The sequence below is a fragment of the Acinetobacter sp. S4400-12 genome (assembly GCF_024129495.1).
Classification (GTDB): domain Bacteria; phylum Pseudomonadota; class Gammaproteobacteria; order Pseudomonadales; family Moraxellaceae; genus Acinetobacter; species Acinetobacter lwoffii_C.
In genome coordinates, this window is the sequence record NZ_JAMXYB010000006.1 from 101,046 (window position 1) to 126,001 (window position 24,956).

Below are 24,956 nucleotides of genomic sequence, written 5' to 3' on the forward strand. Positions count from 1 at the left end.
ACTGTGTCTATTTTATAAATGATTCTGCCTGTTAATGCTCCCTTAATTTTAGATTCCTGATAATGGCCGTGATGAAATGAAACGAGATAGGGATGATGGCTTGGATTTGCAGAGTATTTTGGATCATGGTGTGCATAGGACTAAATAATGCCTATGCTGACTATCTGCCGCCTGATCAAGCTTTTCAGTTCCAGGCGGTATCGACCAGCCAGGATAAAGCCGAACTCACCTGGAAGATTGCAGATGGTTATTATCTTTATCATGATCAGTTGAAAGTCAGTCAGGGGCAAACACCGCTCAAGCTGAATTTGCCGGCACCTCAAGATAAGGATGATCCCAATTTTGGTCTGACTCCAGTACATTATGGGCAAGTCAAAACGCAGATTAAAGTACAGCCCCAGCAAACGCTGAGTATTCAGTGGCAAGGTTGTGCAGAAAGCGGCTTATGTTATCCGGTACAACGCAGCACGCTTCAAACTGATGCTGAAGGATTGTTGCCGGCCCAGAGAATCACTGAAACCAAAAAGCTGTTAAATCTGGACTCTACTGCTAATGCTGTATTGCAACCTGAACCAGCCGTTGAACCCGGACTGGCTCAAGAAAAAAAACCAGCGCCAGCAGTAGAAAATTTAAGTAATAAAGATATCGAAGAAATATCTGAAATTCCGGTCTTGCTACCGCAGACTGAACCAGTCGCTGATAAAACGCTGACACCGGCCGCAAGTGAAATCAGCCCTCAGACAGAACTTCAGACACCGGCTGATCAGGCCACAAGCCCTATGCAATCTCAATGGAATAATGACCAGTTCTTTTTTAGCCTGCTTTCGAGCCAGAATCTGTTGATTAATTTACTGGTATTTTTAGGGCTCGGCATCCTGTTGGCTTTTCTACCCTGTTCCTTGCCTCTGATTCCTATTCTTTCGGGAATTCTGGTTCAGCGTAAAACCGGTTACCGGGCGGCATTGATTGCAGGCGCTTTTGTTGTAGGTATGGCAATTGTCTATGCGTTGATGGGACTGGCAGTGGCGCAATTAGGTTATAGCTTCCAGCGGTGGTTCCAAAGTCCGGCATTCATTGGCTTTTTTGCTCTTCTCTTTGTTCTGTTTGCCTTTAACCTGTTCGGGGCATTTCAACTGTCCTTACCACAGGGGCTGTTACAGCGTCTGGACCAGTGGCAGCAGCGTCAAAAGGGCGGCACATTGTTCGGTGCCTTCTTGATGGGCGTGATCGCGGCCTTGATTGTAGGCCCTTGTATGAGTGCGCCGTTGGCCGGAGCCCTGTTATTTGTTTCTCAGTTGAATCAGCCTGTGATGGGCGCCAGCTATTTATTTGTACTTGGCTTGGGTCTTGGCTTGCCGATATTTATTGCTTCAGTATTTGGGGCAAAATATTTACCTAAGCCCGGTGTATGGATGGATCGTCTTAAATTCAGCTTTGGTTTTGTGATGCTGGCTCTGGCGATTTATTTTATACGTCCCTTCATTCCGGGAGTAGTATATTTCAGCCTGTTGGGCTTGACCCTGTTATTACTTGCAGGCTATTGCCTGCTGAAAATGCTGCCTCATTTATCACGGGCAATTCCGAAAACCATAGTGGCCGTGTTAAGTCTTCTGTTTGCTGCCGGAGGTATTTGGCAGCTTAACCAGGCTGTTGCCCAGCTTAATATCACTCAGGCAGAACGCGTACTGGAATGGCAGAAGGTAAGCACGGCAGAGGAACTGAGCCGCGTACTTGTCCAGTCTCAAGGACAAGCTGTCATTATTGATGTCTATGCCGACTGGTGCGTAGCCTGTCAGCCTATTGAGCATGAAGTGCTACCGCGTGAAGATGTACAGATGGCGCTGCAGGATATTGTGAGGATTAAGTTAGATCTCACTCATTACCATCCAAGTCAGGATGAAATATTAAAACAGTGGCAGATTCTGGGGCCGCCGACCATGATCATGTTGGATGCTTCGCAGCAGGAGCAGCGCAGACTTCGACTGACCGGCACATTTAGTGCAGAGCAGCTACTGACACGATTAAAACAGCTTCAGGTAGGAGGGCAGCCATGATTTCTTCTGAAGCCTTACATCTTGGTCCGTTGATGTTGCCCTGGACACTGATCATTCTTTTAGTCGCCCTACTTGGAGTGTCGATTGTCGCTCATCTGGTTAGCCGGAAACTGAATTGGGACCCAGCGATCTTTCAGGTGTTTCAGGACTCCTTATGGACCAGTGTGTTGATCGGGCTGATCGGAGCACGAATGGTTTTTATCATGTTGCATTGGGATGCGTATTCCACTTCCATGATCGACATCTTTAAAATTCAGGACAAGGGATTTCATTTAATTGGCGGTGCTCTCTTCGGATTGGGCTGGTTTTTCTGGAAAAATAAAGGTTTGGCTTATACCTCAAGGCTGAGCTTTATCTTTATTTTTACGCTGCTTTTAGGTACAGGTATAGCGCTGCAAGCCAGTGTGAAACAGGAAACCCATTTCCCGGATTTAAGCTTTTCTTCTTTGAATCAAACCGGGGAAACAGCAGAGCAGATCGCACTCCAGCAGTTCGCCGGGCAGCCTACGGTGATTAATATGTGGGCCAGCTGGTGTCCGCCGTGTCATCGAGAAATGCCGGTTTTACAGCAGGCCCATGATCAATATCCTGATATTCATTTCATCATGCTGAATCAGGGTGAAGATGGCGTCACAGTCCGAGATTATTTAAAACGTTATCAGCTTGATTTTAAACATGTATTACTTGATCCATATGGAGAGCTGCCTCAACAGCTGCATATGTTCGGCTTACCGAGTACCTTGTTCTTTAATGCACAGGGCCAGCTGGTAGAACGGCATATGGGGGAGTTAAGTCCTGCAATGTTGCAGCACTATTTAAGCAAAATTTCTCTACAACCTTAACTTGACCGGGTGAATTTTATGATGAGACTGACACAACGCACGTTTATTTTTATGTTGCTCGCAGGCAGTACAGCCTTTGCTTCAGCCGCGATAGACCTTAAAACACAGATTACGCAGGAAGGCTTTCAGTTTGTGAAGCAAATTCCTGCACCCAGCGGTATGACCGGTTGGGTCGGGCATAGCAATCAGCATCCTGGAACGGTATTTATTTCTAATGACCAGAAGTATTACATCCAGGGTGATTTATATAATGCCAAAGGAGAAAACCTGTCAATTGAAGCCATGAATCAACATGCCAAACAGGCAGTTCTGGATGATGTGTGGAAGACTCTGGAAAAAGCCACCTGGATTCAGGATGGGCAAAAAACAGCGCCACGTATTGTCTATGTATTTTCAGATCCTAATTGTCCTTATTGTTATCAACTTTGGCGAGAGGCACGTCCATGGGTTCAATCCGGCAAAGTCCAGTTACGTCATATTCAGGTCGGGGTGATCCGTGAAGAAAGTCGGGCTCAGATTGCCACCTTGTTGAAGTCCAAAGATCCGGCCGCCGTGTTTGCCAAGATGAATGCGGATAAGGCCAAGAATCGCTTGAAACCGGCGAGCAGCATTCCTAAAGAAATTGCAGAAAAAATTGACTTTAATGAAGGCTTGATGGAGAAATATGGGTTTTTCTCAACGCCGTCTATGGTGTGGCGCGATAGTAAAGGAGAATTTAAATCTGCCCAAGGCATGCCGCGTGATTTAAAAGAAATTTTTGAGAAATAAAGTCCTCAATCGAAACTGTCGGTAGCTGGGTGCTGGATCAGCATGGGCAAGATAAGGGCTATTTCGGTTTGAAATTTCAGAGCAGGTAAACTACAAAAATCCAGGATTGAGCCTGATCAACCTGGATGATTGACAGGTCTGATGGAGCTTTGAACAGGCAGTGTAAGTCCGCTCCAAAGCTGGCTTGTTTATAATCCAGCAGGTATAAAAATATTCAGCCAATCCGAGTGTCTAGGTGAGTTAAGCTACTTATTCTATCTAAATTGAATGGAGTAAAGTCTTGATAGACAGAGGATAGGCTCTATAATGGCAGATGAATCGCTTTATCTGGCTTTCTTATGCGTCTTGCAACATGGATTACAGTCTTGGTTGGATTGTTCATGTTCCAAAGTCTTTGGAATGTGGCAGCAGCCTTTTGTGCCCATGAAGAACAGGCATCGCTACAGCGTTATCATTTCGGTCACCATCAAAATACTTTGTGTACCAGTGATAACCGACAACCTTCGTATCATTCGCAGCTAGATCATTTAAAGCAAATCGGGAACGATTTTGAACTGGGTGAAGATCATCAGGATCATTTACCATCGATGACACATTTATTGGTGCAAGATGCAAAAGTTATAATTGTTTTGCCCGTGTTCGAGACTCAGGTAATTCCCGAGTTTTATTGGAAAAACAGCTATCAGGCACCGGATCTTTTTCAGCAAAGCCCGCCTCCCGAATTTTCCCCGCTAAAGGTGGGGTAGCCTAAAATATTCCCACCACTGTTATTATTTCAATAAGTGGGAAAATTATGTCTTTACAAAAAATGGCATTCTTGAGCCGTTATCTGGTGGTCGCTGTCTGTGCAGTCTGCGTGCAGTATAGTTCTGCTGAAACGGTCAACAGTTTTGAATCGGCTTTAGCAAAAGTACAAAACTATCAGGCTCAGGATCAGTTGTGGCAACAAGGCCAGCAAGTTTCTAAACTGAATATTCAGCAGAGCCGGTTATGGCAAAATCCAAGTTTAAGCCTCGAAAAGTCCGGATTTGGTTCAGATCAGGAGCAGGAATTCAGTATTGGCATCAGCCAGCCGCTAGACCTTTTTGGCGAGCGTAAGCTGAAGCAGCGTATGGCACAGACCTCAAATCAGCAAATCCAGTTACAGCAGCAATTATGGCAAGCACAAAGCCAGCTGATTGTGAAATTTGCCTGGTCACAATTGCTGCTTGCTCAGGTTGAACAGTCTGTCTATGCCTCACAATTAACCGTAAGTAAAGCTAATCTGGACAGTGCCCAGAAGCGTTATCAGGCGGGCAGTATTGCACTGGTCGATTTTGAACGTGCCCAGATTGAAGCGCTAGATGTAAAACGGCTGTATCAGCAAGCGCTTTTGAATCAGCAGGTGGCTGAGCGTCAGCTCTCTAATTTGTGGGGAGAAACCACCGCAGCTATTCAGCCGAATAAAAAGGGGGGGCCTTGGCCGGAGCACAGTGAGCAAGTGGTACAGCGTTATATTGCACAAGGCTGGCTGGAAAAGCTGTATGCCTTGAATCTCCAGCAGTCGAACAATCAGATTGAAAACTTAAAAGTGCAGGCGCGTCCGAACCCGACCTTGAATGTGGGAATGAATCGTAGCAAGTCGCCGGATGAAAATAATGAAACGGTTTTAGTACTGGGCGTTGATGTGCCGCTGAATATTTTTAATCGTCAGCAATATACGATTCCTATGGCCCAGCAGCAACAGATCTTACTCAATCAACAGCAACAACAGGAGCTGAAGCAGCAAATCCTGGATATTGCCAATGGCATGCATCAGCTGAAAGGCTTGCGCAGTCAGTTTGATGCAACGACTGAACAGATTGCCTTGTCAAGTAAAGTTCACAGCCGTACCTTGCAAGGTTTTCAGGCAGGAAAACTATCTACTACAGATGTCCAGCAGGCGACTACTCAGCTGCAAAACCTCCGTTTAGGACAATTACAAATTCTGCGTCAGGCCTGGCAAAGTGCCCTGACTGCTGAGGCGCTCAGTATCGGCACCAGCTATGAGGAGATCAGCCGTTCAGATGCTCATACCCAGCTGAATAAAAATGCCATTGCCGTATCACAAAATTTAATCAATGCAGGGGCGCGATAAAATGAACATGAAGCAAAATGGAAAATTATCCCAGCCTCTCATGATTGTGATTTTGATTGGGGTGACGATTCTGGTCGGCATCGCGATCTGGTTTAACAGCAAAAATACTCCCTCTGATCCACATGCGCATGAGGAAGATCATGGTCAACATGCGCATGCAGAGGATTCTGATGAAGCGCATGCAGAGGAAGGCGAACATGGAGCAATACAGCTGACCGCCCAACAAATGGCCGAGCAAGGCCTGAAAATTGCGGTGGTATCTACCGGGATGGTTGAAAAGCTGACCACATTGCCCGGCCGGTTGATGGTCAATACCGACCAGCAGGCACATATTTCTCCGAACTTTAGTGGTCATGTCGAGCAGGTAAATGTGGCTTTAGGACAGAATGTAAAAAAAGGGCAAATACTGGCGGTACTTTCTGTACCTGAGCTGATCGATCAGCAGGCGAATCTGAGAATGGCGGAAGCCACTCTGGAACTGGCCCGTCAGGAATATCAGCGTGAACAGCAGCTCTGGTCACAGGGAATATCAGCAAAACAGGATTACCAGCGTGCCGAAAGCGCCTATCGTCAGGCCCAGATTAGTGTGCAATCTGCCAAGGCACGTTTAAATGCTTTGGGCGCAAGTGGCAATAATAATGGCCGTTTTCTGATTCGAGCACCAATCTCGGGCGTGATCAGCCAGAAGGATATTGTGGTCGGTGAAAATGTCCAGCTGGCCGACCAGTTATTTGTGATTGAACAGTTAAAAGACTTATGGCTTGAATTTAATCTGCCAAATCAGTTTCCAGGCCAGTTGCAACCAGGCCAAACGATTGCTTTTAAGAGCAATGGCTCCGAGCAAAGCTATACCGCCGTCATTCAAAGCTTAAGCCCTCAAGCCGATGTGCAAACCGGGCGTCTGGTGGTACGCGCCAAGCTGAATGTCCAAGCTGACGAACTGCGGCCGAATGTCCTGGTGAATGTGCTGATTAGCGAACCATCTGCAAAAACTGCGTTGCGTATTCAAAAATCTGCACTGCAACAGATTGAAGGCGAGGACAGTATTTTCATTGTTGAGTCGCAAGAAAAAGATCAGGTGCATTTAAAGGTCCAGCACGTCGTACTTGGACAAGTTTCCAGTGATGGCGAATGGCTGGAAGTGATTTCGGGTCTGAGTGAAGGGCAAAAGTATATTAGCCAAGGCAGTTTCTTGCTGAAATCTGAACTGGAAAAAGATGAGGCAGGCCATGAACACTAATTCTGATCTGCCCAAAGCAGAAGGACTGTTTGAACGAATCATCCAGTTCTCGATTCAAAATGCCATTTGGGTCATTCTCTTTGCCTGTACCTGGATTGCAGTCGGGATTTACAGCTATCAGAAATTACCAATTGATGCGGTACCTGACATTACCAATACCCAGGTTCAAATCAATACTCAGGCGAATGGGTTTACGGCGCTTGAAGTCGAACAGCGGATTACCTATCCCATTGAAAATGCCATGGCCGGGATTCCTGATCTGGAACTGACCCGTTCCATTTCGCGTTATGGCTTATCGCAGGTTACTGTCGTTTTTAAAGATGGCACCGATATTTATTGGGCCCGTCAGCAGATCAACCAGCGGGTACAGGAAGTCCAGTCTGAACTGCCTGCGCAAATTGCCCCGACCATGTCTCCCGTTTCCACAGGTCTGGGAGAGATTTATCAATGGGTACTTAAAGCCGACCCGAATGCCAGAAAGCCGGATGGAAGTGCATATACGGCGATGGATTTACGCGAGATTCAGGACTGGATTGTGCGTCCTCAATTGCAGCGTGTGCAGGGTGTTGCAGAGGTGAACAGCATAGGCGGCTTTGAAAAAACGTATGTGGTGTCGCCTGATCTGAACCGTATGCAGCAGCTGAAAATCTCATTAGACCAGCTTCAGCAAACATTGCAGGAGAATAATGAAAACCGGGGAGCTGGATTCATTGAGGACAATGGGCAGCAGTTGACGGTACGTGTACCGGGTACACTCAACCAACTCTCTGATATTGAAAATACCATGATCGCCAGCCCAAATGGCGATCCGATTCGGGTCGGAGATATTGCCCAGGTAGCTATTGGACATGATTTAAGAACCGGTGGCGCCACTTATAATGGTGAGGAAACGGTGCTGGGCATTGCCATGATGGCAATGGGAGAAAATAGCCGGACGGTTTCTCAGGCGGTGCATGCCAAGATTCAGGAGGTGCAGAGCAGCCTGCCTAAAGGGATCAGTATTGAAACGGTGTATGACCGTACCACACTGGTTGAAAAAGCCATTCAGACCGTACAGAAAAACCTGCTGGAAGGGGCCATTCTGGTCATCATCATCCTGTTTCTGTTCTTGGGAAATATTCGAGCAGCTTTAATTACCGCCTGCGTTATTCCATTGTCGATGCTGTTTACCTTAACCGGGATGGCACAAAAAAATATCAGTGCCAACCTGATGAGTCTGGGCGCTCTTGATTTTGGCATCATTGTCGATGGAGCCGTGGTAATTGTTGAAAACTGTATTCGCCGCTTGGCCCATGCCCAGCAACTGCTCAAACGTCCTCTTAGTCAAAGTGAACGCTTTAAGGAAGTTTTTCTGGCGGCACGACAGGCACGCCGTCCCCTGATCTTTGGCCAGTTAATCATTTTGGTGGTCTATCTGCCGATTTTTGCTTTAAGTGGTGTAGAAGCAAAACTGTTTCATCCTATGGCTTTAACGGTGGTATTGGCGCTGGTGGCTGCCATCATCCTGTCCATTACTTTTGTACCTGCGGCAGTGGCGCTATGGGTAAAGGGAGATATTCAGGAAACAGAAAGCCGCTGGATGATCTGGCTCAAGACCCGCTATCAAAACGTGCTGGATGGTGCTTATCACTATAAGGCCGTGGTGTTGACCTTTGCGATTTGCCTGTTGGTACTGACGGGTTTGCTTGCCACTAAAATTGGCAGCGAGTTTGCACCACAATTAAGCGAAGGGGATTTTGCCGTACAGCAGTTACGCTCACCTAGTACGGGGCTGGAAGAATCCTTGCGCATGCAGGAAAATACCGAAAAACTGTTACTGAAAAATTTTCCGGAAATTAAAACGGTATTTGCCCGTACCGGTACAGCTGAGGTGGCTACCGATGTGATGCCACCGAATATTTCCGATGGCTATATCATGTTGAAACCGCATGAAGAATGGCCTAATCCGAAAGAGACCATTGATGAGCTGAGAACTCGAATGGTCGCTTATCTTGCCACACTACCGGGAAATAACAGCGAGTTTTCTCAGCCGATTGAACTGCGTTTTAATGAGCTGATTTCCGGAGTGCGTAGTGATGTCGGAGTGAAGGTTTTTGGTGATGATATGCAGCTGCTCAATAGCGAAGCTGAAAAAATCGCCAAAATTATTCAGCAGATTGCAGGCAGTAGCGCAGTGCAAGTGGAGCAAACCTCAGGTCTGCCTTTACTCAATATTGAAATTGATAAAGCTCTGGCTGCCCAATATGGACTCAGTGTCAGATCTATTCAGGATGTGGTGGCTGCCAGTATTGGCGGGCGCAGTGTCGGAGAGATTCTGGAAGGAGACCGCCGTTTTGATTTTGTCATCCGCCTGAGTGATCAGGAGCGTAATGTCGCAGCTGTTGCGCAATTGCCCTTACAACTTGCCAATGGGGGCAGTATTGTGCTCTCTGATATTGCACAGGTTTCGACCATTGAAGGCATTAATCAGGTCAGTCGGGAAAATGGTAAACGTCGAATTGTGGTCACAACAAATGTTGAAGGCCGTGATTTAGGTTCTTTTGTCTCTGAGCTGCAAGCCCGGCTCAAAGAATACAATTTGCCCAGCGGTTACTGGATTGAATATGGTGGACAGTTTGAAAATCTGGCTTCAGCCAAGGCCCGAATGCAAATCGTAATTCCATTGGCCTTAATTACGATTTTTATTTTACTTATGGCCGTCTTTCACAACGTCAGGGAAAGTCTGCTGGTGTTTACCGGTGTTCCATTTGCTCTGACAGGCGGCGTACTGTTTTTATGGCTGCGCGATATTCCCCTTTCAATGTCAGCAGGAATTGGCTTTATTGCCCTCTCTGGGGTTGCAGTGTTGAATGGGCTGGTCATGTTGACCTTTATCAAGGAATTAAGAGATCAATATTCCTTGCATGAAGCGGTATGGCAGGGGGCAATCTTAAGGCTCAGACCAGTACTGATGACTGCCTGTGTTGCCTCACTGGGTTTTGTGCCGATGGCACTGGCTACCGGTACAGGGGCCGAAGTACAAAGACCGCTAGCGACAGTGGTGATTGGCGGAATTATTTCCTCTACTTTACTGACATTGGTGTTGTTACCGGTACTGTATCGCTGGATGAATCATTCCAGACAAAATCGTGATGCCTGATGACCAGTCTATGAAAAAATGAAATCACCATACTCAGGATGATTCTAGAATTGTCCTGAGTCTTCTATTTTACTGTGTGCTGCCCTAAGCAGAATGGCTGTTCATGTCCTGTACCTCGTTAGGCAATATATCTATTTAGCGATGTCTGGATATTTCACTTCACATGAATAACTTGTTTTATAAAAAGATCAGGCTTCGATTGAGGTTTTCTGTGGCGAATCAGTATGGTCCTTGGGTAAATTTCAGCGCATATTTAATATGGATGTAGGGATAACCCTGAATAGGGATTAGTGTGATCATGCGATAGCTGCTGTTTAAAACCGGAGAGATTTTATTAAAACTATCATCCCATTATTTAAAGTGAGAAAAATTCATTGATTTTATTTTAAGATGATTTAAATTAAACCAGATCGGAAGGGCTCAGTTATTTCCAGAAGGAAATAAGCCATTTTTATATTTTGGGTATTACGCATGCTAGAACTACGACATTTAAAAACACTGACCGTTTTACGAGAGCATGGCTCGCTCGTTGCAGCAGCGGGGGACCTGTGCCTAACCCCATCGGCTCTATCGCATCAGTTGCGTGAGCTTGATCAATGGTTTGGCGTCGAAGTGGTTAACCGCCGTAGTCGCCCTGTGAGTTTTTCTAATGTTGGGCAGCGGTTGCTGAAACTGGCTGATGAAATTCTTCCACAAGTGCAAATTGCTCAGAGTGATATTAGCCGTATTGTGCATGGGCAGACCGGAAGAATCATTTTCTCTTCAGAATGTCATAGCTGTTTTGACTGGTTAATGCCTTTATTGAATCAATACCGTATGCAATATCCTGACGTCGATCTGGATTTTGCTTCAGGTTTTGAGGCGAATCCGCATGAATTATTACAGACCGGGGAGTTTGATCTGCTGATTACCGCCGATCCGATTGCACTCAAAGGGATCGAATACTTTCCAATTTTTGAATATGAATCCCGGCTGGTGCTCTCCAATACGCATCCCTTGGTACGCGCCAAAGAGATTACGGTACAAGAGCTGGCTGAAGAAACTCTGGTGACTTATCCTGTCGATAAGCACCGTCTGGACATCATGTCGCGTCTTTTTATTCCTGCCAATATTTTACCCAAGCAGATCCGTACCACGGATTTGACCCAAATGCTTATTCAGCTGGTGGCCAGCGGCCGGGGTATTGCAGCGTTGCCAGATTGGGTGGTCAATGAATACGAGCAGAAGGGCTGGGTAACTTCACGTCGTTTGGATTGTGTAGCACCTGCAGGTTTGCGTCGTACTTTATATGCGGGTTATCGCAGCGAGGAAAAAGAAAAAGATTATTTTGAAGGCTTCTTAAAGCAGCTCGAACGCTTTTCGAAAAAGAGAGTAACCTACTACTAAGTATCCTATGATCGTCAGCATTGTATTGTTCAAGGCTGATGATCATATTATAAATATTTGGATATAAATAAATCTTCCATTTATGAAGCAGAAAAGACCAAACATATAAAATCAGAAACATACACAATTGCGTCCCTCATTTTTAGCTTTATATAAATTGTTATCAGCTATTTTAAAAACTTCCTGAATATTATTAGAACTAAGTGGCCAGGACGCAATCCCCATAGAAATCGTTATATTGCCGATATTGTCAATTTTATGCGCTTCGACTTCTTTACGGAAGCGCTCGGCACTTTCATAAACCTGTTGCGGATTACTGTTTGGTATAATAATGATAAATTCTTCACCGCCATATCGACAGCACAGATCATCTTTCCGAAATTTTTGTTGCATCAGACAGGCAACCTGCTTTAAAACAATATCTCCCTGATCATGACCATAGGTATCATTCACTTTTTTAAAATGATCGACATCAATCAGAAGTATCGAGAAAGGGGTAGCGGTATTTATTTTTTGGGTAATGAAGTCATTCATTCCACGGCGGTTCATCAGCCCGGTTAAAGGATCGGTATTAATATGATTATCCATCTGGGTAATTTGCTGGGAAAATTTTCGCATACTGGACAAGAGGGAAAATTTAAATTTGGTGACCTCATAATACCAAGGCTTGATCTCTTTAATTTTGGAGCTTATTTCAGGCTGATTTAATAAACCTGCCATATTGGCCAGTTGATTTAAAGGTGAGGCAATATAATTCGATAATTTCCAGACGATATAAAATATGAGCACATAGAAGAAAAAGAAGGCCGCTGCCAGTTTATAAAGTATCGAATTTGCCTGTTTGAGCAATTCATGAGTAGGCTGTTGCGATACCACAATCCAGTCTGTAACCGGAATATGGGAAAAGCCAGCCAGATTATCTATGCCTTGACTATTGATTAAACGGATCTGACCATTTTTATGGGTATGCATATAGTCTATGCCGGTATTACCTGTTGCCGTCTGCCCGATTCTATTCGCATCAGGATGAAAAATAATTTCATTTTTATGGTTAATCACATAAATATAACTATTTTTATAATTATGATTCGTTGTTAAAACTTTATTAATAATATTCTTCTCTCTGAGATAAATGGCTGAACCAATAAAACCCTTATAAGCATTTGAGCCATCAAAAATAGGCTGAGAAATAAATACAATCATATTATTTTTAACAGAATAATAAGGCGAGGAAATATAGGCTGATTTTTTATTTAGGGAATTTAACACCCCAGGAGTATTCTGTATTTGATTTTTATCAATATTAAGTACATTTGGGGAATAGTTAATTAGCCTTCCCTGAGGATCACTAATGACCACGCTATTATAGTGATCAGACTGATATTTTAACCGGTTGGTTTCACTCTCTCTCAGTTCATGGCTAGCGAAGTTTTGACTTAAAACTTTAGAACTGTATTCAAGCTCAAGCAGCATGTTTTTAAAGTAGTTATTGGTATTTAAAGATACTTTATTGGCATAATTCGAGTTTAAGGCCAGTGAGTTGCTGATCAGCTGGTTTGTGACAATCTGATAGCTGATAATTAGAGAAATAATAAAAAGTGTAGAGACACTAAAAATCGCTAATAAAAGTATTAACTTTCTTAAATTCAGATCGAGGCGCTTTCTAAATTTATAAATTAGCATGAAAAAAGAATTATATTTAAGTGTAATGATACGTATTGTATTGTATTTTTCTTGCAAGTTTAAAGAAAAACAACAATAAAATTTCTATCTAGCAAAAGGCGGATTATTTAAGGTGACGAGTTTTCATCACCTTGAGGTTTTTTTATAGTAGCGTCTCCAATTTTCTCCACGTTTTACAAATATTGCAATGGTTTTGATTCTGATTGCTCTACCTGCCTTTATATGAAGTACAGAACTTATGCAAAATAGATGAACAGGCTTAATCCGATATTGTTTGTTTTTTTTAGTGCCCTTTGAACAACTTGTGCTCACACTCCTGAAAATGAGACACCACAGCATTCAACTCCAATGAAAACCTGTAAGGCAGATCAGACCATACAACGAGCAAGCAAAGAAATTAAGCCAAACAGACATTAAATCAAAGGCATATACTGAAATTGTGCGAATGATTGCCTTGGGTCGGCCAGTGACAGCGGATTGTTGCACCAATCGAATTGCTATCGTGATCGACCATCAAACTAACATTAGTGTAACGATGCTTGTGGCTAAGCTGGTTCATCCTTCTACTATTACAACCCTCCTTAAATGATTTTTTAGGATGAAGTGTTATCTTTTAGAATAAGAAATTTTATATAAGCTTACATAAATATTAAAGCTTCTCTATTGAATAACTTTGTTGACTATTTGAGCATAATCTTTTCAACTTTAATAAGGGATGAAAGGCCATGAAAGAAGATGAAAACTCTATAAATGATGAAAATGAAAATATGCCTGTAAATATTCAGCAGGAAGAAAGACCTTTAAATTTCGAGGATGATGAACAGCCTTTAAATTTTGAAGATGAAGAGTTTATTGATGATAAAAAAGAAGATGAGCTCTACAATACGATTACCAAAGATGGATCAAGTGTTGATCCTGCCGATGATGCGAAGCAGCACAGACGGCCTGAAAATGGTGAACCTATCGAAATTGATGAATAAGCAAAAGCCCAATTGTATATTGGGCTTTTTATTGGGTTTAAAAATAGCACAGGACTAAAGAGTCTGTTCTCGACGCGCAAAGCAAGTATCTAAGCTAAAATGATTAGAGGGTTTTTCAGAATAAAGGCTCAATTCAGTCTTTTATGGATAAAAAATGAAAATTTTAAAGCAGTAAAGAATAAGCAAAGAAAATGATAGAAAGAATATCGGTTTTAAAAAAATATTTATTTTCAAATAAATAGCTAGTGTTGTAATCAACTAATCAGTTGATACTTCTGTGTCTGGCATCGCGTGAATAAGAGCCAGAAATAGACTTTAAAATAGACCAGAAATATAATAATCCGTTTTTAAAAATTCACAATTAAAATCTTGTATTGCTGTTTTTGGTGAAGTGTAAAAGGCTATTGTAGCCTTAAAAAAGAGTGTTATATTAACTTCACGGTAGGTCAAAAAACAAACGACGCTACCAATTAGTTGGACGGATCAATGACAGTTAGTTGAGTTTGATGTCTAACATTAAACAATAAATCTAGCACTAGCCATCCAACACAGAGCTCGCAGAAATGCGAGCTTTTTTAATTAGATTTTTTTAATTTTTGTCATACAAGTTAACCTATTTTAAAAGAATGATTCGCTATACTTTTTCCTGTTTAAATAAGTTTACATTGCCAAATTCGCTAACATTTTTAGGCTTAACAGCCAGTTCGAGTGTGTTATAAAAACCTTAGGAAAATAAAAGAGGGAAATAATATGTCAAAGATGATAGATATCAAGGTTAAAGATCAATATAGTAAAATTATTGATGCCAAAGCCTTATTGCGCTCACTTACAGATTATCAAGCTCCTACAGATCTGGTTAAAAAAATTGATCATATTGTGGTAGAGGGCGAGAAGATTTTACCAAGCATTGAGCTATTATTTGAAAGTCAGCAGTCCAGTTGTATTTACCGGGTAGTTGAATAATAAATGGAGTACATATCTCATGTCTCCAATAGTTTGCGTTAGAGCTCTAAGCTTAGCACCTTGGATGAAATAAAAAACTCACTATAAGGGTGAGTTTTTTATTTGGTATAAGAAGGTTTTACAGAAATCAGGTGAGCCAGTATTTAGTTTAAAACCTATAAAATCATATTCCATCCAGCAGTTCAAATTTGCGCTTTGATTTTAATCAATCTTCAATTAAAAAGATTTAAGCTGGACATTAACCTCATATTTTTCAAATTCTTTTAAAATAGTGCTTAGAATATGTTGTGCCGTAGCCTGTTCGGCGCGCAGGAGGAGTTCCTGCTGAAGCGTGCTATCAAAACATTCAATACCCTGTATTAGCCAATGGTGCTTGATCTGGCTTTTCTGGATCAGCACCCGGCGTGGTTGCAAGTGCTCACAGAGCTGCCGTGGCAATACAGAGCTAATAGCGAGTACGATATGTTCTATTTCTTCAGGCGGACTCATAAAAGTGATGACCCAGTGTCCTACTTTACTGAGCTGCATTGGATTGTCGAAGGCATCAAATTCTAGATAATATTGCATATAGCTGATCCAACTGGATGTAAACCTTGGTTATATGCGGGTAAATAACTGTTTTTTCTATCACGCTTAAGTATGGGTTTTGAGCATTTGAATTTGCTCTTAAAATAATTACTAAATAAAATCAAAAATATATATTCTTGTCTCACTTAAATCTGATTGCTTTGAAGGATGAGTTAAGAGATTAAAAGACTAAATGATAGGGGATCCTGTCATAGTCTTAATCAACAGTAGACTGGAGTTTTTGATAACTCAAATTAATCTGCTGCAATTTATAATTTAACTCTTGGGGATGGATTCGACTTTCTTGTAATGTGGTAATCCATCGCATCTGACAGCGTTTTAAATGCTGGATATTCGAAGCATTTAAAATATGTTGAATTTGCTCTTTAGCCATTAAACCACAATGTTTTTGCAAACTATCCATCATCATATATTTCAGATCTTCAAATGAAAGTGCCTGTAGTTCAGGAAGGAGAATTTCAGCGCTTTTATTCAAGTTTTCTAAAGGGGCGATCGGGTCATCAGGAGTCGCCACTTCATTTATCGATAGAAGAGCATGATCATTAGCCACTCGGGAATGAGAAGGACTTAAAGGTCGGTAATGAATCTCGGATTCTGTCAAACCTACTTTTGTTCCGGCTTCTGGAAGAGTTCCGGTCTGATGTTGAGTGACAGCCTGCTTGTCGGCCGGCGTGATTAAGCCCATTTGACAGAGCTGCAGCAATAATTCAGGACGGGCAATATGCAGTCTGGAAGCTTCATTTAAGGAGTCAAAAGCTTGGCTACCGATTAACACTAATAGTTGGCGCTGACGTGCGGTGAGGGGAAGGGACCGATTCTGTAACACATCCATCCCACGTTGAGTCTTATTAAAAAGTAACATCCTTGATCTATCTTCTGCTTAAATAAGCACCAGCATAGAAGGTGAAAATTACAATGATATTAAGGATATATTACGCTTTTGAGGATTAGCTGATGGTTATAAAGTCAGCATAGCTGCATTTTCCAGCGCTTTACGTAAATAAGGATCGAGTTCATCCTGGCGTAATAACCATTGCACATAGTCCGCTGGTAATTCCGCAATCGCTGTACCCCGATGCTTGCCAAAATTAATGCTGCGCGGAATACGGGCATCTTCTGAAGCGGCATACAGTTCTTCCAGACTGTTAATTTTCAGGTGATGCACAATATGCATCAGAATATTTGCGGTAAGAATGATATCCATATCTGCGCGATGCGCTTTACGAATCATCTCACGGGCCCGTTCACTACCTTTGGTAATCATATAAATGAGTGCGGAAATATTGTGGGCTTCTGCCTCTGGCCAGACCCGACGAGCAAGGGCAAGGGTACAAATAGCTTTAATATTGGATGAATCTACACCACATTTTTCCAGAGCACGAATATCGTAATCAATATTATGCCCGATAATATAAGTGGTTTCTGTTGGAAGCTCGAAGCTGCTGTAATGTGGCTGTCCATCCAGATCAGATTGTAAAATATGATGCACAGCCATCGCTGCAAAAGAAATCGGCTCATCACATGAATATAACTGATCAAACAGTCGGCTTTTATCCAGACTGAGTTTATGGTCTACAATCTCTACAGGCGCATAGGCGATTTCAATCGGTTGACCATTCAGGGTGTGGGTTTCAGTATCGAGAATAATGGCCTGCATGTCGGAAATGTTCCTGAAAAGAGAGGAGAGTAAAATCTAACATTATTATTTTGCAACTGACAATCGAATTGCTTTATTTCTGTATTAATTGCAAGCTTTTTAACTTATGACGACTATTTGTATGGTTCTGGAGAGGAGAAACTCTCTATTTTAAAGTTTGCTGATTTCATCATAAATCTAAACTGGCGCGAATTTAATAGAAAAAATAACGCATTCTTTGCTTGATATTGTTTAGATAAGTTGGGAAATTATATGTGGTTTTATTGTTTATTAAAGATAAAACCAGAAAAACTCATTAGAGATGATAATAAATAAGATAAGGATAAGATCGATGAAACGTCAAGTATTGACCTGTGCTCTTCTCACATTAAGTGTAGCCTTAACTGCTTGTAACGATGATAGTGATAATGATCATTTTTACGAGTCCAAACCTGCTATTCCAGTAAATAATATCGATAATCCAGTCGTGGCCACACCTATAGCCTACACTCAGACAGATTTCTCCGGGATCGCTGACGAAAGTGTGATCATGACTTATAAGATGTTAGGAATTAATGGTAAGGAAACACAAGCTACTGCATTAGTTTTTACACCCGCGGGAACACCTCCAGCTACAGGCTGGCCAATTGTGGCATGGGCACATGGAACTACCGGTGTAGCTGATCAGTGTGCGCCGAGTCGCAAAGCGCTGAATGATTATATTAAAGCCATGATTGGCGGGTTTCTCCAAGCTGGCTATATTGTAGTGGCACCTGACTATGAAGGTTTGGGAGAGCCGAGTGGAAAAGAACTTCATCCTTTCTTGAATCTGAAAAGTGAAGCTTATTCTATTACTGATGCGGTGGTGGCTGCACGAAATTATTTAGGTCCACAAGCATCCAGTCAATGGGTTGCTGTAGGGCATTCTCAAGGTGGCCAGGCAGCTTTAGGTGCTGCGCAATATGCAGCTCGTGCTTCTAAGATGACCTATAAAGGTACGGTAGCTTTAGCACCGGCTTCAAATTTCAATCTGATTTTGACAGGAGGTGAACAACAGGCAGGACAAGAAACAAATCTGGATAAAAAAATTGGAACTTTAGCGTCTTTAGATACCTTTACTGCACTGATTACTGCCGGTTTGCGTAACCCGAACCCGAATCTGCAATATAGCCAGATTTTTAAAACGCCAACCGATGAAATTGCGAAAAATGCAGAAACTGATTGCTATGATGTATTAGGTCAGAAGTTTGGTAGAGCAATGTATGCTTATGCACAATCAAATAATAACTCAGTAAATAATTATCCTCGTACTCAAACTAACTTTATGGGTATTCCAGTCGTAAAGAACTTTTTGGAAAAAGATTCTCAGCCTTTACTTGTTAAAGTTTCTACGCCAGTGATTATTTATCAGGGTTCAGCAGATAGTACCGTTCCTAAAGCAGCAACAGATGTTTTAGTTGCATTTGCCAAGCAGAAACAAACTTCAGTACGTTATATTACGGATGAGTCAAATGCGACTAAATGGGATCATAGTAGTGTCTATGCACTGAATATTCCTAGTATTATTTCAGATGTGAAATCTCTAATGCCAATTCAATAACTTATTTTTATCTGAATGGCTCATGTTTTTTAGGTATGAGCCATTTTTATTGCAAACTGCATAAAGTTCATGATCGAAAATCTCAAACTTCATGCTACAATACGCGCCAATCTTAGCACGGCTTAAAAGCCCTAAATTAATAGGACCTCGCTAATGTTTGCCAATATCTCTATTGCTGACTTTGATCCAGAATTAGCTCAAGCAATTTCGCAAGAAGATGCTCGTCAAGAAGCTCATATTGAGCTAATCGCTTCAGAAAACTACTGCTCACCAGCAGTTATGGAAGCACAAGGTTCAAAACTGACTAACAAATATGCGGAAGGCTACCCAGGCAAACGCTACTATGGCGGTTGCGAATATGTAGACGTAATTGAACAATTGGCCATTGACCGTGCTAAAGAACTCTTTGGTGCTGATTATGCTAACGTACAGCCACATGCCGGCTCACAAGCCAACTCTGCGGTTTACCTTGCACTGCTTAACCCGGGCGACACCGTTCTGGGTATGAGCTTGGCTCACGGTGGTCACTTGACTCATGGTGCAAAAGTTAGCTTCTCTGGTAAAACATATAACGCGATTCAATACGGTTTAAACCCGGAAACTGGCGAAATCGATTACGAAGAAGTTGAACGTTTGGCGGTAGAACACAAACCACGCATGATCGTGGCGGGTTTCTCTGCATATAGCCAAATCGTGGACTGGCAGCGTTTCCGTGAAATCGCGGATAAAGTTGGCGCTTACCTGTTTGTCGACATGGCGCATGTTGCAGGTCTGGTTGCGGCGGGTGTTTACCCAAGCCCGGTACAAATTGCTGACGTAACTACGACGACTACGCATAAAACACTTCGTGGCCCGCGCTCAGGTTTAATCCTTGCAAAAGCCAATGAAGAAATCGAGAAAAAACTACAATCTGCGGTATTCCCGGGCAACCAAGGTGGTCCTTTAGTTCACGCGATAGCGGCTAAAGCGATTTGCTTTAAAGAAGCAATGGCACCTGAATACAAGGAATATCAACAACAGGTTGTGGTAAATGCTAAAGCAATGGCTGAAGTATTAATCGCACGTGGTTATGATGTAGTATCTGGTGGTACTGAAAATCACCTTTTCTTGTTATCTTTAATCAAACAAGACATCACCGGTAAAGATGCTGATGCCTGGTTAGGTGCGGCTCACATTACTGTGAACAAAAACTCTGTACCAAACGATCCACGTTCTCCATTCGTAACTTCAGGTATCCGTATTGGTACACCTGCAGTAACCACTCGTGGTTTCGGTGAAGCAGAAGTTCGTGACCTGGCTGGCTGGATTGCAGATATCCTGGACAGCAAAGGTGACGAGGCTGTGATTAATACAGTGAAAGAAAAAGTTGCAGCTGTTTGCGCGAAATTCCCTGTGTACGCAAAATAAGTCTGACTTGAGAAAAGCCCCCCTTCTCAAGGGGGCTTTTTTTATTAGGGAAATTTTTTTATTTCCTGTATCTTTTAAACGTGATTGGACTTTCCTTTTTCTGAAGAATTCAACCTGCTACTAGGGAAGTGGCTGCAAGCTTTTAATCCGGTGATTTAAAAAATGCTCGAGACGACATAATTATGCTTGTTATGTGGTCCTGAACTTGATAGATATATTTCAAATCACTATTAAAAAAATCGTTGAATATATTTTTTTCAATTTTATAGATTCTTCACTTATTTGTTTAACAAGGTAATTAAGATGGATAAACCAGTGATTATAATATCTGAACAGGATCTGCATCGTCTGGAAACGATGCTGGATAATCAGATGAAGCTTAGCGAGACCATGATGTCGCTGGAAGATGAACTGGCACGTGCAGAAGTCATGAAGCCGGATGAGATTCCAAGCAATATCGTTACGATGCATGCTCGCGTATTATTGACGATTGCACCATCTACCGAGTCTGTAGAAATTACCTTGGTTTACCCGCACGAGTTTAAAGGTGAAAAAGGTCAGCTTAATGTGGTCGCACCTGTAGGAACTGCGATTTTAGGTTTGGCTGAAGGGCAGACCATTGAATGGCCACAGCCCGACGGTCATATGATGAAAGTGAAAATTGAAAAAGTGCTGTATCAGCCAGAACGCGAAGGCGATTTTTTATAATTCTGGATGGGTTGCAGAAAGAGCCATAGTGATATGGCTTTTTTATAACTGTTTTATTTTTTAAGGAGAAAAGCCTTGGTTTTGATGCAGTTAAAACATATTTTTTACTTTGCTGACGATAAGTAGACGCGCTGTGCCAGCTTGATAAGACCATAATAAAATAAAGATAAAACATGAATTTAGTTAAAGCGCTGTAACGAATTTCTGGATAAATAAACACAATTCTGCTTCTTTCTTTGTTACATTCAATATATCCCCCTATACCCATTGTTAAGAAAGGATAGACCTACGCTCATGTCTAGATTTGAAGCTTTACCAGCCTTGACTGACATGCCGATTGATCCTGCTCAGGTGCTGAAGATCAAGCGTAATGAACTTGTACCTCTTCTGAATGATCAGTATAAATTGAATCATTATGCGGAGCCGCTTATCCAGGCTCAATCTGTTTTATTAAATGGTGTTGATCCTCATTTAACCCGGCAACTGAGCCAAACCATTGAGCAGTTGATTCAGATGCTTTCTGAGTCAAAAAAATATCTGAAAAAGCGTAAATTTAATGCCCTGCAAAAATGGTTGGGGGTGGATCTGGATTATGGTTCCAGTCAGATTGAATATTATAAAAAACTGGATGCCTTGCTGGATCAAGCCGCTCATTTGAGTACCAAGCTACAGGTCGAGATTCAGAAATCTCAGGCGCGTTTTCAGCAGTTGCTGGGTTTGCGTGAACAGATGGCCAGACATATTCTGGCAGCAGAAGAGTTTTTGTCAGAATATCCGCAGTTTGTGCAGAACCAGCATCCTCTGGATAATTTTTCAGAACGGCTTTCTAAAAAAGTGCATACTTTGCGTACGCTGCAAAGTAGTAATGATATTGCCATTACCCAGATGCAGCTTTCCCAGCAGCTGTCTTATACTTTGCTAGACCGGTTTAAGGAAGCACAGCAAGTGCTGATCCCGGCTTGGCAATATCATGTCAAACAAAGCCAGATGAAACACTCGACAAGCGATCTGGAAAAACTTGATAATAGCCGCAACCGGCTGATTAAAACGTTAAAAAAATCACTCGAGAAGCCCTCGGATACATAACAATATAAGGTGAACCATGACCAAATCTGATGTAGTAAATTTACCTGCCGAAAGCTCTACTGAACTGGCCGAAGAAAAATTTCAGCAAATGAATCTTAGAGAGCTCGGCTTGCAGCCTGCAGACTTTCAGGAAGTTTTGGCAGTACGTAAAGAGCTGCAGCAAATGAGTCATAACACTGTGGCTGAATATGGCAAGAATATTGCCAGTAAAACCTCGAGCTATACCGATGAGCTGCTGAATCTGGTGCAAAATAAAGACCTGGATGCGACTGGCCAAAAGCTGAATCAGGTCGTACAAGTGGCGCAGCAGCTCAATACCAGCAGCATTTTAAATAAAAGAAAAAGTTCAGGTTTTCTGGGCAATATCATTAGCAAATTTAAAGGGGTGAAAGGTAATTTTGATACCCATTTCAATACTACCAAAGAACAGATTGATGTTTTGGTCAAGGAAATCGAAACGTCTCAGTCTGGCCTGAAAGCACGCGTCGATACGCTGGATAAAATGTTTGATGGCGTGCAGGATGAATATAAACAGCTGGGGATTCATATTGCAGCCGGGCGTTTACGTGAACAGGAGTTGCAGCAGGAAATCGCGCAACTGACTGCATTAGAACAGGATCAGAATACCACCCAGAAGATTTATGACCTGAATCATTTGGCCAATAATCTGGAAAAACGCATCAGTGATTTACAGGTCCTGCAACAGTCTGCCATGCAAACCTTGCCGATGATCCGGATTATCCAGTCCAACAACCTGATGCTGGTAGATAAATTTTACGCCATTAAAAATATTACCTTGCCAGCCTGGAAAAACCAGATCAGTCTGGCCATCTCCTTGAATGAGCAAAAGAACAGTGTGCAGCTGGCCAATACCATTGATGATGCGACCAATGAACTGTTACGCCGTAATGCTGACCTGTTGCATCAGAACTCAGTGGATACCGCAAAAGCCAATCAGCGCTCGGTGATTGATATTGAAACGCTTGAACATGTGCAAAATACCCTCATTAAAACTGTGAATGATGTGATTCAGATTCAACAGGAAGGTGTACAGAAACGCAACGAAGCTACGCTGCGTTTAAAGGCGTTACAGGATAATCTGAATCAATTGGTGATTGAATCAAGTAGCAGCGGATCAAAGTATGACTAAAACAGATGTGAGGCTTTGATCTATGAAGGAGTAGAGCTTGCCTCCCGTAGAAGACTATGTGCTAAAACCTCGTGACATCCAGCAAGGGGTAGTGGCTTTAAAAAAGCGTCAACGTAATTTGATGCTGTTAGGGCTAACCAGCTCGACTATATTTATCGCCTCAGTGGTTGGCCTGTTCTTTCAGCAAGAACTGGTTTATGGCTTTTTTGGTCTGACTACCCAGATTCAGCAATTGCATTTACCGGTCAGTGTAGATGCCAATTTAGCAAGTATTGGCGATAGCCCGGATTATTTTTTTAGTCTGCTGAGCTGGTTTGGCTGGCTGATTCTCAAAACTTTTGCTTCCTTTATTGGCGCATTTTTTGTGATCGGTTTGCTCAAAAAGTTCCGTTTCTTTTTTGTGCGTTTCCAGTCCTTTGTGCTGAAGTTTGTGGGCTGGCTGATTGCTTTTATTCTGATCTGGTCAGGTCTGAGTTATTGGCAGCATGACCTGAAAAGTGATCGTGCTGATGCCTATAAGCAGGTGGTCTATTACGATAGCAATCTTAAGGACAGTGAAATTGCACGTTATCTTACAGATGCCGATATTGCAGGCCCAGTAAAATCTTATTTACTTGCCCAAACTGCACTATTGCATAAACCCGTAGATTTGTCGGCGGCCAAACCCTATGTGTTGAATCTGGTTGAGGCAGAAAAGCAGGATGCCAAATTTGAGCAATATGGTTTTAAACCCGAGCAAATCTGGACCATGCAACAGCAGGTTTATGGTAAAAGTCTGACACCGCTGGCAAAGAGTGTGTCTACTCAGGTACAGCAGGCCGAGCAGCTGAGTCAATTTGCTCATATCGTTATTATTGCGGTTGCGATTTTATCCGCCCTATTGAGCCTGATTTTATTTTTCTTGGCCCATCTCATCAAAAACCGTTCCTTAAAGATTGAACAGCGAATGTTCTAAATAAAAAATGCGTCGTATCAGGCGCATTTTTGTCTTTTTATTGGGAATAAATCATGCGAAACCTAGAACTTCCATACTCAACTGAAAAAAACGTATCCTGATATTTTGATCTAAAAAAACGATCATTAATATAAAAACAAACTGTTTCCTCTATTTTGTTATTTGACTTAAAATAGCGTCATTAAATAAAGATTTACTCCCTTGGAGATGTTAGCAATGTTGGATCAAAATACTTCCGCCCAACTCAAAACCTTACTTGAACGCCTTGAAGCGCCTATTGAGCTGGTAGCCACTTTAGATCAATCGGATAAATCTGCCAAAATCAAAGAACTGGTGGAAGAAGTTGCTGCTCTGTCTGATCGAGTGACTGCCCGTTTTGATGGTCAGAACAAGCGGGTACCCAGCTTTGGAATTGCCAAAGCCGGTGAACAGCCACGGGTGTTCTTTGCAGGTTTGCCAATGGGCCATGAGTTCACTTCCCTGATTCTGGCATTGTTACAAACGTCGGGTTATGCCCCGAAAGTCTCTGATGAGGTGCTGGCTAATATTAAAAGCCTGAATATTCAGTCTGACTTCGATGTCTTTGTCTCTTTAAGCTGCCATAACTGTCCGGATGTGGTGCAGGCACTCAACCTGATTGCCATCTATAACCCGG

Annotated in this window: 20 protein-coding genes and 1 pseudogene; 17 read left to right on the forward strand and 4 right to left on the reverse strand. The window is 42.5% G+C overall.

The genetic code is table 11. The annotated features are described in order from the left end of the window. Nucleotides 1-95 precede the first annotated feature (95 nt). From dsbD to NI461_RS05005, 8 genes are all read left to right on the forward strand, one after another. The gene (gene dsbD / locus NI461_RS04970; protein ID WP_253156720.1) at nt 96-2,054 is read left to right on the forward strand and encodes a protein-disulfide reductase DsbD; all 1,959 of its coding nucleotides are present in this window, start codon (nt 96-98) and stop codon (nt 2,052-2,054) included. Further along, nucleotides 2,051-2,896 carry a TlpA disulfide reductase family protein gene (locus NI461_RS04975; protein ID WP_253156692.1) on the forward strand — a complete coding sequence of 282 codons (846 nt, stop codon included), beginning with the start codon at nt 2,051-2,053 and terminating at the stop codon, nt 2,894-2,896. The genes dsbD and NI461_RS04975 overlap by 4 nt, the downstream gene beginning before the upstream one ends. Before the next feature lie 21 nt (nt 2,897-2,917). Then, a complete protein-coding gene (dsbG, locus tag NI461_RS04980) occupies nt 2,918-3,664 on the forward strand; it encodes a thiol:disulfide interchange protein DsbG (RefSeq protein ID WP_262934039.1) in 747 nt (248 codons plus the stop codon). A gap of 338 nt (nt 3,665-4,002) precedes the next feature. Continuing rightward, nucleotides 4,003-4,410 carry a cation efflux protein, CzcI-like gene (locus NI461_RS04985; RefSeq protein WP_253156693.1) on the forward strand — a complete coding sequence of 136 codons (408 nt, stop codon included), beginning with the start codon at nt 4,003-4,005 and terminating at the stop codon, nt 4,408-4,410. Between the two features lie 47 nt (nt 4,411-4,457). Then, entirely contained in the window at nt 4,458-5,780 is a 1,323-nt protein-coding gene (locus NI461_RS04990; RefSeq protein WP_253156694.1) for a TolC family protein, read from the forward strand. 1 nt (nt 5,781) lies between these two features. After that, nucleotides 5,782-7,020: an efflux RND transporter periplasmic adaptor subunit gene (locus NI461_RS04995; RefSeq protein ID WP_253156695.1), complete on the forward strand. Its 1,239-nt coding sequence runs from the start codon at nt 5,782-5,784 to the stop codon at nt 7,018-7,020. Further along, a complete protein-coding gene (locus tag NI461_RS05000; protein WP_253156696.1) occupies nt 7,010-10,159 on the forward strand; it encodes a CusA/CzcA family heavy metal efflux RND transporter in 3,150 nt (1,049 codons plus the stop codon). Before NI461_RS04995 ends, NI461_RS05000 begins: the two co-directional genes overlap by 11 nt. A 471-nt stretch (nt 10,160-10,630) precedes the next feature. Then, nucleotides 10,631-11,545 (forward strand): LysR family transcriptional regulator, encoded by a 915-nt coding sequence (locus NI461_RS05005; protein WP_253156698.1) that lies wholly within the window; start codon nt 10,631-10,633, stop codon nt 11,543-11,545. Between the two features lie 111 nt (nt 11,546-11,656). Here the strand turns inward: NI461_RS05005 and NI461_RS05010 are convergent, their stop codons facing one another. Then, a complete protein-coding gene (locus NI461_RS05010; RefSeq protein ID WP_253156700.1) occupies nt 11,657-13,228 on the reverse strand; it encodes a sensor domain-containing diguanylate cyclase in 1,572 nt (523 codons plus the stop codon). Between the two features lie 779 nt (nt 13,229-14,007). Between NI461_RS05010 and NI461_RS05015 the strand changes: the two genes are divergently transcribed. Both NI461_RS05015 and NI461_RS05020 read left to right on the forward strand, forming a co-directional pair. Then, entirely contained in the window at nt 14,008-14,208 is a 201-nt protein-coding gene (locus NI461_RS05015; RefSeq protein WP_151206600.1) for a hypothetical protein, read from the forward strand. A gap of 750 nt (nt 14,209-14,958) precedes the next feature. After that, entirely contained in the window at nt 14,959-15,171 is a 213-nt protein-coding gene (locus NI461_RS05020) for a hypothetical protein (protein WP_151204667.1), read from the forward strand. A gap of 216 nt (nt 15,172-15,387) precedes the next feature. Here NI461_RS05020 and NI461_RS05025 read toward each other — a convergent pair whose 3' ends face one another. The 3 genes from NI461_RS05025 to NI461_RS05035 form a co-directional block, all read right to left on the reverse strand. Continuing rightward, entirely contained in the window at nt 15,388-15,738 is a 351-nt protein-coding gene (locus NI461_RS05025) for a hypothetical protein (RefSeq protein WP_253156702.1), read from the reverse strand. A gap of 217 nt (nt 15,739-15,955) precedes the next feature. Continuing rightward, nucleotides 15,956-16,621 (reverse strand): hypothetical protein, encoded by a 666-nt coding sequence (locus tag NI461_RS05030; RefSeq protein WP_253156705.1) that lies wholly within the window; start codon nt 16,619-16,621, stop codon nt 15,956-15,958. A 96-nt stretch (nt 16,622-16,717) separates the two neighbouring features. Then, the gene (locus NI461_RS05035) at nt 16,718-17,416 is read right to left on the reverse strand and encodes an exonuclease domain-containing protein (RefSeq protein ID WP_253156713.1); all 699 of its coding nucleotides are present in this window, start codon (nt 17,414-17,416) and stop codon (nt 16,718-16,720) included. A 331-nt stretch (nt 17,417-17,747) separates the two neighbouring features. On the opposite strand from NI461_RS05035, the gene NI461_RS05040 reads away from it, so the two are divergent. From NI461_RS05040 to NI461_RS05070, 7 genes and pseudogenes are all read left to right on the forward strand, one after another. Continuing rightward, nucleotides 17,748-18,995: an alpha/beta fold hydrolase gene (locus NI461_RS05040; RefSeq protein ID WP_253156715.1), complete on the forward strand. Its 1,248-nt coding sequence runs from the start codon at nt 17,748-17,750 to the stop codon at nt 18,993-18,995. Between the two features lie 153 nt (nt 18,996-19,148). After that, nucleotides 19,149-20,402, forward strand: a complete 1,254-nt coding sequence (gene glyA / locus NI461_RS05045; RefSeq protein WP_151204662.1) for a serine hydroxymethyltransferase — start codon at nt 19,149-19,151, stop codon at nt 20,400-20,402. A gap of 303 nt (nt 20,403-20,705) precedes the next feature. Beyond that, nucleotides 20,706-21,110, forward strand: a complete 405-nt coding sequence (gene rnk, locus NI461_RS05050) for a nucleoside diphosphate kinase regulator (protein WP_151204661.1) — start codon at nt 20,706-20,708, stop codon at nt 21,108-21,110. A 294-nt stretch (nt 21,111-21,404) separates the two neighbouring features. Further along, the gene (locus NI461_RS05055; protein ID WP_151206404.1) at nt 21,405-22,196 is read left to right on the forward strand and encodes a tellurium resistance protein; all 792 of its coding nucleotides are present in this window, start codon (nt 21,405-21,407) and stop codon (nt 22,194-22,196) included. A gap of 16 nt (nt 22,197-22,212) precedes the next feature. After that, complete coding sequence (locus tag NI461_RS05060; RefSeq protein ID WP_253156717.1) at nt 22,213-23,346, forward strand: toxic anion resistance protein; 1,134 nt, start codon at nt 22,213-22,215, stop codon at nt 23,344-23,346. A 37-nt stretch (nt 23,347-23,383) separates the two neighbouring features. Further along, on the forward strand, nt 23,384-24,301 hold the full coding sequence (locus NI461_RS05065; RefSeq protein ID WP_151204658.1) for a hypothetical protein: 918 nt from the start codon (nt 23,384-23,386) through the stop codon (nt 24,299-24,301). A gap of 216 nt (nt 24,302-24,517) precedes the next feature. Continuing rightward, a pseudogene (locus tag NI461_RS05070) lies at nt 24,518-24,956 on the forward strand (alkyl hydroperoxide reductase subunit F); the annotation flags it as partial.